Consider the following 14423-nt stretch of genomic DNA (forward strand, 5'->3'; position numbering starts at 1 on the left):
TCTGTCATCACTGCTGGGCGTGCAGGTCCCAGGCCGTCAGGTAATCGGGGTCGACCACGATCATGCCACTGTTCCGCATGCGGTATTCGCCTGGCTCGGCCCGCTGGTACTGGTCGAGCATGGGCGGCAGGTAGCGCTCGTGGCCATCGTCTTCGTCGGCCAGCACCACGCCTTCGTCGGCACTGATGCGCAGCACGGTGCCCGCGTACTGCTCCAGACCCTGCACCTGACCGTCGCCACCATAGCGGGTGACACCCACCAGCACGACCTTGCCGATCATTTCCTCGGCCTTGGCATCGTCCAGTGGGGGCAGCATGGGATTGAATTCGTCGTTCATCGGAGCACCTCCAAAGCCTGTGGGGATAGCGTGGATTCGGCGGCCCACGTTGCCAGCGTCGACGGCAACGCAGGGATCTCTCTTGGGGCGCAAGTACCTGGATCGCAGGACCAACCGGGCAACGCCGGGGCGCGATGCGTGAAAGCTATCTGGGACTGCGGGGATCGCCATCTGCGCCGATGGCGTGACCGTGTCAGGTCAAGGTCAACACCACGCGTTGCGTTGCATACACGGTGAAGCGTGACAGCTGCACTGTAGCGGCATGAGGGCCTCCCGTTGAAGGTCACACGCGGGTGTACTGCTCCGTTGAAACGAATGCTGCCACTCTGCGCGGAAGGAACAAGTGAAGATTGCAGGCGACCTGTAAAAGGTGGTTCGCGCGGTACCCGTTCATTAAGCTGCCGCCCCACCCTAGTGCGGCACGCCTGCCCCGGATGCCACGCTAGAATGCGTCCATGCGCACCGTACATGCCCTCCGCTACATCACCCCCTTGCGGGAAGGTGGCTCCCTGCCGGCCGTGGTCGAGACCGACGACGACGGCATGGCCGTGCTGAAGTTCCGTGGCGCCGGCCAGGGCCCGAAGGCGCTGATCGCCGAGCTGATCGCCGGCGAGATGGCGCGCACGCTGGGCCTGCCGATTCCGGAAATCCTGTTCGTCGAGCTGGACCGCGAGTTCGCCCGCACCGAGCCCGACCCGGAGATCCAGGAGCTGATCCGCGCCAGCGAGGGCCTGAACCTGGGCCTGGACTACCTGCCCGGCGCGATCAACTACGACCCGGCAGCGATGCCGGTGGATGCCGACCTGGCCTCGCGCATCGTCTGGTTCGATGCGTTCACCAGCAACGTCGATCGCACCACGCGCAATCCCAACCTGATGGTGTGGCATCGAAAGCTGTACCTGATCGATCACGGCGCGGCGATGTACTTCCATCACGACTGGGCCAACGCCGGCGATGCCTGCGAGAAGCCCTTCGTGCTGATCCGCGACCACGTGCTGCTGTCGTTCGCCAGCCGCATCGCCGAGGTGGATGCCGAGCTGGCCGCCCGCCTGACCGATGCTGAGATCGAGCGCATCGTCGGCCTGGTGCCGGACAGCTGGCTGGTCAACGAGCCGGCATTCGACAGCCCGCAGGCCTATCGCCAGGGCTACATCGACTATCTCAAGCACCGCCTGAAAGTGCGTGCGGTGTTCGTGCAGGAGGCCATCCGTGCCCACGCTGCACACGTATGACTACGCGGTCATCCGCGTGGTACCGCGGGTGGAACGCGAGGAATTCATCAACGTCGGGGTGATCGTCTCCTGCCCGGGCGCACGCCATCTGGAAGCGGCCATCGAGATTGATCCGGCACGCCTGCACGCGTTCGCGCCGGCGCTGGACCAGGACGCATTGCAGCCGTGGCTGGATGCGATCGTGGCCATCTGCCGCGGCGACGCGACCGCCGGACCAATCGCGCAGCTGCCCGCGCGCGCGCGCTTCCATTTCCTCACCGCCAAGCGCAGCTCGGTCGTGCAGATGTCGAGCACGCATGTCGGCCGCACCGCCGATCCTGCGGGTGTGGTGGAACACCTGATGACGAAGATGGTGCGCGTGCCGGAATGAACGGCACGCGTCACGATCAAAGTGGCACCCGTCGCGCGATGTAATTGACCACATTGCCGATCGCATCCGGATCGACATTGGCCAGCCCGACAATCACATAGCCCTGCGCGGGCAGCACCACGATGGCACTGTTGGAGCCGGGCGCACCGCCTTCATGGCCGTACTGGTGCTCCCTGCCCTCGCCCTGCACCACGAAACCATAGCCGTACCAGCCCTTGTGGTTCTGCGCTGTGGTGGCCTGCTGCAGCAATGCAGGTGAGACCAGTTTTCCGCTTTGCAGCGCCTCGGCGAACTTCATCATGTCGCCTACCGTGCTGTAACCACCACCGGCCGACATGCCGCGCCAGGGCAGCGACTTCGTTTCGCGCATCCATTGCCCATCCTGCTTCGTGTAGGCGACGGCACGCTGTGGCACCGTCACTGTTTCCGGCTCGAAGCCGGTGCCGGCCATGCGGGCCGGACGCAGGATGTGCTCCTCCACATAGGCGTAGTACGACTGCCCGGAAACGGCCTCGATGATGCGCCCAAGCACGATGAAGCCATAGTTGGAATAGCTGTCCTGGCTGCCAGGCGTGAACTGCGGCGGATCCTTGGCGAAGCGCTGCACGTAGTCATCCAGCGTCTTCAGCGAGGCGGAATACTGGTCGAAATCATCCCCGAAGAAATCGCCCAGGCCGCTGGTATGGGTCAACAGCTGGCGAACGGTCACGGCGCCGGCAACGGCCTTGTTCGGATAGTCCGGCAGGTGCATGCCGATCGTATCGTCCAGCCCCAGCTTGCCGGTCTGTACCAGCTGCAGGATGCCCACCGAGGTGAACATCTTGTTGGACGAGGCCAGCCGGAAGCGCGTATCCGCATCCACCGGAATGCCGCCTTCGCGGTTCGCCTCGCCACCGCGCCAGTCCAGCAGCACCTCGCCGTTCCGCGCCACCAGCAGCGCTCCCGACAGCGCGTCCTGCGCCCGCAGCGCCTCCAGTTTTGCTGTGGCATCGGCCATCAGGACAGGCAATGCAACCCGTGCCGGCTTGTACTTGCCCGGCGTTTTCAGTGCCCTCGATCTGGAACTGCTTCACGTGCGACGGGTTGTCCGGGTCCATGCCGGCCGTCACCCACATCGCACGTTCGTTCAGCTGACCCATCACCAGCAGCTTCGCCTGGTTGGGCGTGCTCTGGATTGTTTCCAGTACGCGCAGTGGGCCGGTACTCCCGCGGAATTCGAGATAGTCCCCTGGGCTGCTGCCCTCCTTCTTCCCGTAGGTATCGGCGAATGCCTGCAGATCCTCGAGGCTGCCAGCATTGAAGGCCGCCAGCCAGTCATCGATGGCGTCCTGCGCACGTGGATGTGCGCGCTCGGAAGAGGTTGCGCCTACTGCTGGAAAAACCGGGGTAGCCATCAGAACCGAACAGGCCAGCGCATTGCAGAGAAACAAACGTCCAACCGCCTTCATGGCCGTTCCTTTGCGGGATCCCTGGATGCATCCTAGACCAAGGCTACGTCCGCCGCATCGGCGCTAGGGACTCTGCCGAAATACCTCAACCGTTACATTGAATGCCTCGATGCGATGCCATTCGCTCCGCGCGTGCGGCAGGGATTCCACGCCCATGCCGATCTGGTACCTCACTGCGTCCGGACCTTCGCGCCAGTAATAGGGTTCACCGCTGCTCCAGCCACAGCAGACGTAACGCAACGCTGGCAGGCCGAACGTTGCGTGCAGGAAGGCTTCGACCTTCGCTGCCCCGGCACCCGCAACCCGATAGTGGGCTTCCATCGGCTTGATGTAGGACGCATCGTCCTGGCTGCAGCCGATGTATTCCAGTCCCGCTGGTTTCCGCCCCATTGCCTGCAGGAAGTCCTGGCAGACCATGTCAGGTCGGGCCAGGCCGTCGGCACGGCCGTGCGCCTCCCACTCCGCCAGTGCCTGTGCTGGACTTTCGGCAGCCAGCAAACCGGTGGTGAACAGCAATGCAGGCAGTACTGGCAGCATGAAACGCGCGAGACGTTCCGGCCATGGAGGCGACATGAGGATGCGATCCTTCGCGGTTGATGGAAACCATGCTAACCGATGGTCGCGCTATCGCCGTGCCATGGTCTGTTCGTTGAACCACGCCACGCAGAAGTCGAGGAAGCTGCGCAGCTTGGGTGTCAGCTGGCGATCGCGTGGATACACCAGGTTGATCCAGGTCGACACCGGCACGTACGCCGGCAGCACCTCCACCAGTTCACCACGCGCCATCGCTCCGGCCAGCATTTCGTGCGGTTGCAGGATCAGCCCCAGCCCTCCGATGGCGGCGGTCAGCAGCGGCTCGGCCTGATTGACCATGAAGCGGCTGGACACCGGCACGGTCAGCACGCTGCCATCGGTGTCGCGGAAACTCCAGCGCGTGCGGATGATCGAATGTGCGAATCCCAGGCACTCGTGTCGGCTCAGATCGGTCGGATGGGTAATGGCCGGACGTGCAGCGAGATAACCCGGCGACGCACACAGCGCCAGCGGATACGGCCCCAACCGTCGCGCCACCAACCCGCTGTCGGCCAGATCGCCGGTGCGGAACACCAGATCAAAGCCGTCCTCAACGATATCCACCAGGCTGTTGGACAGGTTCAGATCGACCTGCACGTCCGGGTACTGCTGCAGGTAGGCCACCACCGCCGGTCCCAGTGCATGCACGCCGAAGGTGACCGGTGCGCTGATGCGCAGGCGCCCCATCGGCCGCCCACGCGCCACTTCAGCCAGCTGCTCGGCCGCCTCCACTTCTTCCAGGATCACCCGCGCCCGCGCCAGGTAGGCCTGGCCGAAGTCGGTCAGGCTCTGCTTGCGCGTGGTACGGTTGAGCAGGCGTACGCCCAGGTGGTGTTCCAGCGACTGCACGTGTTTGCCGACCAGCTGCGGCGACAGGTCCAGCGCGTCGGCAGCAGCGGCGAAGGAGCCGACCTCGGCCACTTTGACGAACGTACGCAGGGGAGCGATCAGGTCCATTGCAAACAATTGTTTTTTAATGAAACGCCAGATTACCCCTTATTCTGGATGCAGGCCACGCGCACAGTAGCCCTCACCTTTCCGCCGGCCCCTGCGCCGGCCTTGTCCAGGAGCCCCCATGAGCCAGGTTGTCCGCATCCACGAATACGGCAATGCCGATGTACTGCGCATCGACGACATCGACGTTCCCGCCCCCGCCACCGACGAAGTCCAGATCCGGGTCAAGGCCATCGGCTTGAACCGCGCCGAGGTGATGTTCCGCAACGGCGCCTATCTGCAGGAGGCGCAGTTCCCCAGCCGGCTGGGCTACGAAGCGGCCGGCGTGGTCGAAGCCATCGGCAGTGCGGCGAGTGGATTCACCGTGGGCGATGCGGTCAGCGTGGTGCCGCCGCTGGATATCGCGCGCTGGGGCACCTATGGCGAGCTGGCCAACGTGCCGGCACGACTGGTGGTCAAGCACCCGCAGGCACTGGAATTTGAAACGGCCGCCGCAGTGTGGATGCAGTACGTCACCGCCTGGGGTGCGCTGCTGGAGCAGGCCCGCCTGTCCGCCGGGGATTTCGTCATCATCACCGCTGCCAGCAGTAGTGTCGGCCTGGCCGCGATCCAGATCGCCAACGCGGTGGGCGCCACGCCGATCGCGGTAACGCGTGGCCCGGGCAAGCGTCAGGCCCTGCTCGATGCTGGTGCCGCCCATGTCATCGCCACCGAGGAGCAGGACCTGTCAGCCGAAGTGGCGCGCATCACCGGCGGTGCCGGTGCCCGCGTGGTGTTCGATCCGATCGGTGGCCCGCAGTTCGTGCCGCTGACCGAGGCGATGGCGCGTGGCGGCATCCTGCTGGAGTACGGCGCGCTGAGCAACGAACCCACCCCGTTCCCGTTGTTCAACGTGCTGGGCAAGTCGCTGACGCTGAAGGGCTACCTGTACTCGGAAATCGTCTCCGACGATGCCGCACTGGCACGTGCCAAGGCGTTCATCGTCGATGGCCTGGACAAGGGCACGCTGGCACCGAAGATCGCCAGGGTGTTCCCGTTCGCGCAGATCCAGGACGCACACCGTTACCTGGAATCGAACGAGCAGATCGGCAAGGTGGTGGTGACGCTGTAATCCCCTGGGCGGCAGCGACAGGCCCACAACGGGCACGTCGCTGCCGCAGGCTCAGGCCATTGAAGGCCCGCGGCTCTCATGCTGGCGGCTGTCGAGGGCGAGCTGGTGCTCGCGCTGCCGGTTGTCACCGGCCAGATCATTCACGGTCTGCTCCATCGAGCGCGCGGGCTGCGCCGTATCCACGCTGGCGCGCTCACCTGGAATCAACCCGGCAACCCACAGGCGATCTCCGGCCATCATCACCCGGTCGACGCGCCCGGCATCGTCGATGCCATTGCGCTTGGATTCCAGCACCGCCTGCATCACGTGCTCGTCGCCGATGGTGCCAGGTGCCCCCTGGCGGATGCGCTCGAACAGCGCGGCGTCCCTGGGCGACAGCGATTCCACGCCATTGGGCTGCGGTGCGGGCTCCGGCGTGGCCGGACCAGCGACCGGTGGATTCGCCGCCGCCTGCTGCCGCGCCTGCACCTGCTCCGGCTGGAACTCCGCCCGCGTATAGGGCGGGCGCTGCGGCGGCCAGTTCTCCGCGCGGTCGAACTCGGTGGTCGGCGCATGCTCGCGTGCGACGGCGGCATCGTTCAACTGCCTGCGCGCATCCGCGTCGATGATGCCGCCCGGGCGCAGCGGCAGGCCGTAGTCCTGCTGGAAGGTGCGCATGGCTGCCTGCATGCCGGCGTCAAACGTGCGCGCCTCGCGCTCGGCACGTGGGTTCGGTTCGGTCAGGTACCCCAACGCCTCCAGCTGCCGGCGCATTTCGAACACCGGCTCGCCCTTCTCACCGGGCCCAAGGTTGCCGTCGGCCAGCGGGCCGGTCAGGTCGGTCACCGTCCGGCGCTTGAAGTCCGGATCGACCGCCAGCGTGTCGCTGCGCATGCGTTCCAGCAGCGTATCGTCGATGCGGCCATTGGCCGGGCTGATTCCCCGCTCGGTCTGGAAGCGGCGCACGGCCTGCTCGGTGGAGGCGCCAAAATCACCGTCGGGCTTGATCGCGGCATTGGCGTTGTTGCGGATGTCCAACCGCTGCAGGTACTGCTGCGCTTCCAGCACCTGCTGGTTGGCGTCACCCCGGTGCAGGTCCATCGCCCCGGCGGGCGCCTGGAAAGTCGGCACCGGCATCTGGAAGCCTGGCTGCTGCACACGCTGGACCAGGCCGGCGACCTGGGATTCCCATCCGGTGGCCAGCGTGGCGATGGCGTCCGGATAGGGACTGCCGTTGATCAGCTCACCGCCATTGACCGAGGCCCGCGCCTGCCGGTAGTCGGCATGGTTGGCGTTGACGTTGTCGGACAGCCGCGCACCGAACATGCCATCGCGCATCCCCACCACCAGCACCTTGGTGGCGATTTCCGCCTGGGCAGCCCGTTCCGGATGCTCGACCAGCTCGCGGCCCATCCCCAGTGCCTCGCCCAGCCGCTCGTAGTTGTTGACGTGGGTAAGGTGGGCAAAGCCCCGGCCGAAATACTCCTCGCCGCCGAAGTAGCGCAGATCCACCGCCTGCTTCCTGCCCCAGTCTTCCTCGGGCGCGGCGAAATCACGCGATTCGTGCTGCGCCGTGGCCAGCACATAGGCAATCTGCCGATGGTCGGTAATGCCGTTGTCGATGCAGGTGCGCACGATCATCTCGACCGACTGGTCCCGGGTCAGGCCGAAGCCCACCCCACCTTTTCCATAGCCTTCGCTCATCCTTCAGCTCTCCAGTTCCGGAACGCATCCGTTCGTCAGGGGACGGCCTACTTCAGCAGGTCCGATTCGGTAGGGGCCTCGCCCCTGCAGGTGTCATAGCGGCGCTGCAGCAGCGTGCGTGGCTCGGTTCCGCGCAGCTGGATGACCTTGTCCTCACGCTCGCACGGGCTGACCTTCGCACGCAGCACGAACCGCCCATTGTCGATATGGTCGATGTCGCGCCCACCGATGGCCGCTTCCAATGCCTTGGCACGCACATAGCGGTTGCCCTTGGCATCGAACAGATAGAACGCATGCACCGGTACGTTGTAGACACCGTTGTTGTCCTGCCATACCTGCAGGTCCGGCACGCCATCGCCATTGAAATCCGAAGCGGTCAGCAGCACGGCGGCCGCCCCCTGGGCATCGGCACCAGCGCGGGTCAGGCGCGGCTGCGCGCCCGTGACCGCCACGTTGCGCCCACCACGGGTCACGCTCATGCTGCGCACCCGGCAGGTCGTCACGTTGTCGGTGCCGCCGCAATCGGCCACCTGGAAAACCACCTGCAGTGCAGGCGTGATCCTGCCCTCGCCGGGCCGCAGGACGATCCTGCCCTGCTCGTCGGGTGCGGCATCGGCGGTGTGCACAGCGGCCTGCGCCGGCGCCGGGGCCGCCTTGGCTTCCGCCACCAGCGCCGCCGCACCACCGCCCTGCAACTGGCGGGCACGCAGCAGGGTCATGTGCGTGCGGCACTGCTGTGCATCCAGCTGGGCAACGGCCGTGCCACCCTCCGGGCAGCGGCTGTCGCGCTGGCGCAGCCATTGCCGCTGCAGGTCGCGCAGCACCTGCTGGTCACTGGCCGTCAGCGCGGAGCGCGCCGCGCTATAGGCGGCGTTGAGCGCATCGTCGTGCACCTTGAACTCAGCGTCGGCACAACGACGCCGGGCGTCCAGCGCGTAGCCCGCGGCCGCCATGCAGGGCGCATGGGCAGGGCTCAGATAGCGCGCATCGCCCGCGATCAGTTCGGCACCACTGGGCACCTTGCGTACGGCGGGCTGGGGTGACGCCTGCGCGCTTGCCCCCATGCACGGGCCAAGCAGAAGCAGTCCTGCCAGCAACCGGGTGGCGCGCCCCGGCAGGCGTTCAGAGTTCAGCATGCGATTCCTTCCCTGGGGGCTTTGACCGGCCCCGTCCTGTTCCGATGATGGATGCTGCCCGCTCACCAGCGCAACTTCAGCGACAGCGGTCACAGCCCCCGCATGCCGTGTTCAGGCCGGCAGCCGCTATTTCGGCAGGGCGAAGGCCATCACGTAATCGCCGTTCGGGGTTTCCATGAAATGGTGGCCGCCAGCCATGATCACCACGTACTGGCGCCCGCCCTGCGCGTATACCATCGGCGTGGCCTGGCCGCCGGCAGGCAACTTGGCGTGCCACAGCTCCTTGCCGGTCTTCAGGTCGATGGCACGCAGCAGGTCATCGGTCGCGGCGGCGATGAAGATCAGTCCGCTGGCAGTCACCACCGAACCGCCATTGTTCGGCGTGCCGATCTCGATCGGCAGGCCGGACCGGATGCCGAACGGCCCATTGCCGCGCGCACTGCCGAACGGCCGATCCCACAGCAGCTTGCCGGTGCGCAGATCGATGGCCCGGATGCCACCATAGGGCGGCTGCTTGCACAGCAGACCGGTGAACGGCAGGCGCCAACCGGCATTCACCTGGATGGCGTAGGGTGTGCCCACCTGGGGGTCGCCCGCGCCCTCAGCGCCGCCCTTGTCGAACCGGATCTTCTCGCGTGGCAGCCAGCCCAGCCGGTCGGCCTCGGCACGTGGCACCAGCCGGTTGTAGTTGGGCATGTCGTTGTAGTTGGCCACGATCACGCCGCGGCGCGTATCGATGGACACGCTGCCCCAGTCCGAGCCGCCGTTGTAGCCGGGGTATTCGATGGAATGGCGATCACTGCTCGGCGGCGTGTAGAAGCCTTCGTAATAGGCCTTGCGGAACTGGATGCGGCAGATCAGCTGATCGATCGGGGTGATGCCCCACATGTCGCGCTCGGTCAGGTCATGCTCGCGGCGCAGCGTGTGGTACAGCGAGAACAACTGCGTGGGCGAGCGCTGTTCCGGTTCGACACCACCGACCGGCACCTTGCGCTCTTCGGCGGCGGTCAGCAGCTGGCCGTTGCGGCGGTCGAGGATATAGAGATCACCCTGCTTGGTCGGCAGCAGGAGCGCCGGCACCTTGCCCGCCGCCGTCGGGTAGTCGATCAGGCTGGCCTGCGAACCCAGGTCGTAATCCCACACATCCTTGCGCACGGCCTGGAAATGCCAGGCCGGCTTGCCGGTGGCCACATCGATCGCCACCAGCGACGTCGCATAGCGGTTCTGGTTTTCCGTGCGTGAGCCACTCCAGTAATCGCCCGCGGAATTGCCCAGCGGCAGATAGACCAGCCCCAGCGCCTCATCACCGGTCGCGGTGGTCCACATGTTCGGCGTGCCGCGCGTGTAGGTCTGCTCATGCGGCGGCAGGCCGCTGCGCTCGGGCTGGTCCATGTCCCATGCCCAGCGCAGCTTGCCGGTGATCGCGTCGTAGGCCTGGATCACGCCCGATGGCGCATCGCGGCGCTGCCCATCCAGCACCTGGTGGCCGGTGACGATCACCCCGCGCACGATGGCCGGCGGCGAGGTGATCGACACGTATCCGGGGGGCACCTCGCCCATGCCCAGGGTGATGTCGACCTGGCCGTTGTTGCCGAAATTCGCGCACGGACGGCCGCTGTCCGCATCCACCGCGATGATGCGCCCGTCCAGCGTGCCTTCGATGATGCGCGCCCAGCATGCCGGACGACTGCCCGGTGCAGCACTGCGGGTGGCACTGGGCGGCGGCTCCGGCAACGCCAGATCAGCAGCGACATCGGCCAATGCCGCATCGGCGAAGGTCGGCGTGGCCGGCTGCTCGTAGTAGCTCACGCCGCGGCAGGCGGCGGTGTACGGAATCGAAGCGTCCTTCACCTTCGGATCGAACCGCCACACTTCCTTGCCGCTGGCCGCATCAAGTGCGATCAGGCGGTTGCGGGCGGTGCACAGGTACAGGCGGCCGCCGATCTTCAGCGGCGTGGTTTCCGCACCCCAGCGCTTCTTCGGCATATCGCCGGTGCGGAACTGCCAGGCCGGCTGCAGCGTGGCCACGTTGGCCGGGGTGATCTGCTGCAGCGGCGAATAGCGGGTGGCGGCATTGCTGCGGCCCCACGCGGGCCAGTCCCCCTCGGCAGGCTGGTCAGCGGGCTGCAGGCCGGTGGTGTCGCGCGTGGGTTCCAGCCCGGCGCTGGCCGCGCCTTCCGGGAACGGCTGGTGCCCGTCCACTTCGCCATGCGGCGCGAACGCCAATCCGAAGGCAGCGACGAACACCAGCATCAGCACGCCGGCCACGCTGCGCGACAGGCGCCGGGAGACCGGTTGGTGGAGGGTCGGCGCCAGCAGCGCCAGCACGATGCCGAGCGCGGTCACCAGCCCAAGCCGCGGTACCCAGCGCCAGTAGTCGCTGCCCGATTCCCACCAGGTCCACAGCAGCGTGCCGACGAACACCAGCGCGTACAGCAGCGCGCCGCTGCGGCGGTTGCCGAACAACAGGATGCCACTGACCAGCAGGCCGAGCCCGGCAATGGCGTAGTACGCCGAGCCGCCCAGGCTGAGCAGCCACGCGCCGAGCCCGCCGATGACCAGGCCGAGCAAGACCAGCAGCAGCGACAGCACGGTGACCAGGGGATGCCGGAAGGCGCGGACGGGAGCAGGAGCAGACGGCGGCGTGGCGGACATCGTCGATCTCCGGGGGCAGCATACGCCGTTATCCCACCACCGACGTGAAGCGCGCGCGTATGTGCCGCATCCGGATACGACGACGCCGGCACAGGGCCGGCGTCGTCGGGTACCTCAGGCTCGCGGCAGGATCACTCCTGTGCGGCGTCCTCGCTGCTGGCAGCCGCCGGGGCGCCATCGGTCGTGGTCGTGGCCGGGGCGGCCACTGCCACCTCGTCCTCGTCCTCGTCGATCGAGGCGTCCATGCGCTCCACCGCCTGCAGCTTCTCGTCCTTGGACAGGCGGATCAGGGTCACGCCCTGGGTGTTGCGGCCGACGCGGCTGATTTCCGAGCCACGCGTACGCACCAGGGTGCCGCCATCGGAGATCAGCAGGACTTCGTCGCCCGACCCCATCAGCACTGCGGCGACCAGCTTGCCGTTGCGCTCGGTGGTCTGGATGCCGATCACGCCCTGCGTACCACGGCCCTTGCGCGGGTAGTCCGGCAGCGGGGTGCGCTTGCCGTAGCCGTTCTCGGTGGCGGTGAGGATGTACTGCACGCTGGCGTCATCGGCGCCGTCGATCACCGCATCGCCATTGGCGACGGCTTCCTCGACACCGTTGTCGTCCTCGTTCTCGTCCTCGATGCCACCGGCACTTTCGGCCACGATCAGGCTGACCACTTCCTCGCCGGCCGGCATCTTGATGCCGCGCACGCCGGTGGCGGTACGGCCCATCGAGCGGACCTTGTCTTCACCGAAGCGCACGGTCTTGCCGTTGGAGGCGAACAGCAGGATGTCACGCTCGCCATTGGTCAGGCCAACGCCGACCAGGGCATCGCCCTCGTCGAGGTTGATCGCGATCTTGCCGCGGGCCAGGCGGAAGGCGAACTCGCTCAGCGGGGTCTTCTTGACCGTACCGTTCTTCGTGGCGAAGAACACGAACTGGCCGTCGGCGTACTCACGCACCGGCAGCACGGCCTGCACGCGTTCGCCCGGCTCCAGCGGGATCCAGTTGATGATGGGACGGCCGCGGGCGTTGGAACCGGCTTCGGGCAGCTGGTAGACCGGCAGCCAGAACACCTTGCCCGAGCTGGTGAAGGTCAGCAGCGTATCGTGCGTGTTGACCAGCCACAGCTGTTCGATGAAATCCTCTTCCTTGGTCGCCGCCGCACTGCGGCCACGGCCACCACGGCGCTGTGCGCGGTACACGCTCACCGGCTGCCGCTTAACGTAGCCGGCATGCGACACGGTGACGACCACGTCTTCCGGCGCGATCAGGTCGAGGATGTCCAGGTCTTCTTCGCTGTGGCGGATTTCGGTACGACGTTCGTCGCCGAATTCGGCCTTGACGTTGACCAGCTCCTCGCGGATCACCTGCAGCAGGCGGTCGGGATCTTCCAGGATGTGGATCAGCCCGGCGATCACTTCCAGCAGCTGCTTGTACTCGTCGGTCAGGCGGTCCTGCTCCAGCCCGGTCAGGCGGTGCAGGCGCATCTCCAGGATCTGGGTGGCCTGGATCTCGGTCAGCTGGTAGCCGCCCTCGATCAGGCCCACGCCCTTGGGCAGGTCTTCCGGACGCGAGGCTTCGGCACCGGCCGCGCCCAGCATCGCACCGACCAGGCCCGGCTCCCACACGCGCGCCAGCATGCGCTCGCGGGCTTCGTTCGGGTTCGGCGAGGTCTTGATCAGTTCGATCATCTCGTCGATGTTGGCCAGCGCAACGGTCAGGCCTTCCAGCACGTGGGCACGGGCGCGCGCCTTGCGCAGCTCGAACACGGTGCGGCGGGTGACCACTTCGCGACGGTGGCGGACGAACGCCTCCAGCATCTGCTTGAGGTTCATCAACTGCGGGCGGCCATCGACCAGCGCCACCATGTTGATGCCGAACACCGATTCCATCTGCGTCTGCTGGTACAGGTTGTTCAGCACAACCTCGGCAGATTCACCGCGCTTGATCTCGATGTAGATGCGCATGCCGTCCTTGTCGGACTCATCGCGCAGCTCGCTGATGCCTTCGATCTTCTTTTCCTTGACCAGCTCGGCGATCTTCTCGATCAGACGCGCCTTGTTCACCTGGTAAGGAATTTCAGTGACGATGATCGATTCGCGGCCGTTGTCGGCCACTTCGATATCGGCCTTGGCACGGATGCGCACGCGGCCACGGCCGGTGCGGTAGCCGGCAACGATGCCGGCGGTGCCATTGATGATGCCGGCAGTCGGGAAGTCCGGGCCCGGGATGTACTCCATCAGGCCGTCGACATCGATGTCCGGGTTGTCGATCAGCGCGATGCAGGCGTTGATCGATTCACTCAGGTTGTGCGGCGGAATGTTGGTCGCCATGCCCACCGCGATACCGGCCGAACCATTGACCAGCAGGTTCGGGAACCGGGTCGGCATGACCGTCGGCTCCAGTTCCTTTTCATCGTAGTTGGGCTGGAAATCGACGGTTTCCTTGTCGATGTCCGCCATCAGCTCATGCGCCAGGCGCGACATGCGCGCCTCGGTGTATCGCATCGCTGCAGCGGAGTCGCCGTCGATCGAACCGAAGTTACCCTGGCCGTCGACCAGCATGTAGCGCAGCGAGAACGGCTGTGCCAGACGCACCAGCGTGTCGTACACCGACTGATCGCCATGCGGGTGGTACTTACCGATGACGTCACCGACGATACGCGCCGACTTGAAGTAGGGCTTGTTGCTGTGCGCGTTGAGTTCGTTCATCGCGTACAGCACGCGGCGATGCACCGGCTTGAGGCCGTCGCGCGCATCCGGCAGCGCGCGGCCCACGATCACGCTCATGGCGTAATCGAGGTAGCTCTTGCGCATCTCGTCTTCCAGGTTGACCTGGATGATTTCCTTGGCGGTTTCTGCCATTCGGGTTCCGTTGTCTGGTAGCGGTCCAGTCCGGCGCAGCCCTCTGCGGGAGGGGGTCGTGCCGGAACCTCG

The 14423-nt window shown here is 66.3% G+C and carries 10 protein-coding genes and 1 pseudogene; 3 read left to right on the forward strand and 8 right to left on the reverse strand.

The window, feature by feature from the left end; translation table 11 throughout:
• Nucleotides 1-7 precede the first annotated feature (7 nt).
• Nucleotides 8-337 carry a hypothetical protein gene (locus tag ACUZUJ_RS14020; protein ID WP_049443219.1) on the reverse strand — a complete coding sequence of 110 codons (330 nt, stop codon included), beginning with the start codon at nucleotides 335-337 and terminating at the stop codon, nucleotides 8-10.
• A gap of 455 nt (nucleotides 338-792) precedes the next feature.
• Between ACUZUJ_RS14020 and ACUZUJ_RS14025 the strand changes: the two genes are divergently transcribed.
• Nucleotides 793-1569 (forward strand): HipA family kinase, encoded by a 777-nt coding sequence (locus ACUZUJ_RS14025; protein WP_021202746.1) that lies wholly within the window; start codon nucleotides 793-795, stop codon nucleotides 1567-1569.
• A complete protein-coding gene (locus ACUZUJ_RS14030; RefSeq protein WP_049443217.1) occupies nucleotides 1547-1939 on the forward strand; it encodes a DUF3037 domain-containing protein in 393 nt (130 codons plus the stop codon). The genes ACUZUJ_RS14025 and ACUZUJ_RS14030 overlap by 23 nt, the downstream gene beginning before the upstream one ends.
• A gap of 16 nt (nucleotides 1940-1955) precedes the next feature.
• Here the strand turns inward: ACUZUJ_RS14030 and ACUZUJ_RS14035 are convergent.
• The 3 genes and pseudogenes from ACUZUJ_RS14035 to ACUZUJ_RS14045 all read right to left on the reverse strand — a co-directional run bounded on the left by ACUZUJ_RS14035 (nucleotide 1956) and on the right by ACUZUJ_RS14045 (nucleotide 4917).
• Nucleotides 1956-3387, reverse strand: a pseudogene (locus tag ACUZUJ_RS14035) (serine hydrolase domain-containing protein).
• A 63-nt stretch (nucleotides 3388-3450) separates the two neighbouring features.
• Nucleotides 3451-3903 carry a DUF4952 domain-containing protein gene (locus ACUZUJ_RS14040; protein WP_424143675.1) on the reverse strand — a complete coding sequence of 151 codons (453 nt, stop codon included), beginning with the start codon at nucleotides 3901-3903 and terminating at the stop codon, nucleotides 3451-3453.
• Nucleotides 3904-4011: 108 nt separating this feature from the next.
• Complete coding sequence (locus ACUZUJ_RS14045; protein ID WP_049443215.1) at nucleotides 4012-4917, reverse strand: LysR substrate-binding domain-containing protein; 906 nt, start codon at nucleotides 4915-4917, stop codon at nucleotides 4012-4014.
• 118 nt (nucleotides 4918-5035) lie between these two features.
• On the opposite strand from ACUZUJ_RS14045, the gene ACUZUJ_RS14050 reads away from it, so the two are divergent.
• Complete coding sequence (locus tag ACUZUJ_RS14050; protein ID WP_119006486.1) at nucleotides 5036-6025, forward strand: zinc-dependent alcohol dehydrogenase family protein; 990 nt, start codon at nucleotides 5036-5038, stop codon at nucleotides 6023-6025.
• A gap of 51 nt (nucleotides 6026-6076) precedes the next feature.
• Here ACUZUJ_RS14050 and ACUZUJ_RS14055 read toward each other — a convergent pair whose 3' ends face one another.
• The 4 genes from ACUZUJ_RS14055 to gyrA all read right to left on the reverse strand — a co-directional run bounded on the left by ACUZUJ_RS14055 (nucleotide 6077) and on the right by gyrA (nucleotide 14351).
• A complete protein-coding gene (locus ACUZUJ_RS14055) occupies nucleotides 6077-7708 on the reverse strand; it encodes a peptidoglycan-binding domain-containing protein (RefSeq protein ID WP_458219921.1) in 1632 nt (543 codons plus the stop codon).
• Nucleotides 7709-7755: 47 nt separating this feature from the next.
• Nucleotides 7756-8844 carry a lysozyme inhibitor LprI family protein gene (locus tag ACUZUJ_RS14060; RefSeq protein WP_458219922.1) on the reverse strand — a complete coding sequence of 363 codons (1089 nt, stop codon included), beginning with the start codon at nucleotides 8842-8844 and terminating at the stop codon, nucleotides 7756-7758.
• Between the two features lie 126 nt (nucleotides 8845-8970).
• On the reverse strand, nucleotides 8971-11499 hold the full coding sequence (locus ACUZUJ_RS14065; RefSeq protein ID WP_458219923.1) for a membrane-bound PQQ-dependent dehydrogenase, glucose/quinate/shikimate family: 2529 nt from the start codon (nucleotides 11497-11499) through the stop codon (nucleotides 8971-8973).
• 131 nt (nucleotides 11500-11630) lie between these two features.
• Entirely contained in the window at nucleotides 11631-14351 is a 2721-nt protein-coding gene (gene gyrA / locus ACUZUJ_RS14070) for a DNA gyrase subunit A (protein WP_458219924.1), read from the reverse strand.
• Nucleotides 14352-14423: the final 72 nt, after the last annotated feature.

Source organism: Stenotrophomonas sp. S4 (genome assembly GCF_054187805.2).

Coding starts and splice junctions, on each gene's coding strand:
- ACUZUJ_RS14020 (WP_049443219.1), bottom strand. CDS start 337: ATGAACGACGAATTCAATCCCATGCTGCCCCCACTGGACGATGCCAAG.
- ACUZUJ_RS14025 (WP_021202746.1), top strand. CDS start 793: ATGCGCACCGTACATGCCCTCCGCTACATCACCCCCTTGCGGGAAGGT.
- ACUZUJ_RS14045 (WP_049443215.1), bottom strand. CDS start 4,917: ATGGACCTGATCGCTCCCCTGCGTACGTTCGTCAAAGTGGCCGAGGTC.
- ACUZUJ_RS14050 (WP_119006486.1), top strand. CDS start 5,036: ATGAGCCAGGTTGTCCGCATCCACGAATACGGCAATGCCGATGTACTG.
- ACUZUJ_RS14055 (WP_458219921.1), bottom strand. CDS start 7,708: ATGAGCGAAGGCTATGGAAAAGGTGGGGTGGGCTTCGGCCTGACCCGG.
- ACUZUJ_RS14060 (WP_458219922.1), bottom strand. CDS start 8,844: ATGCTGAACTCTGAACGCCTGCCGGGGCGCGCCACCCGGTTGCTGGCA.
- ACUZUJ_RS14065 (WP_458219923.1), bottom strand. CDS start 11,499: ATGTCCGCCACGCCGCCGTCTGCTCCTGCTCCCGTCCGCGCCTTCCGG.
- gyrA (WP_458219924.1), bottom strand. CDS start 14,351: ATGGCAGAAACCGCCAAGGAAATCATCCAGGTCAACCTGGAAGACGAG.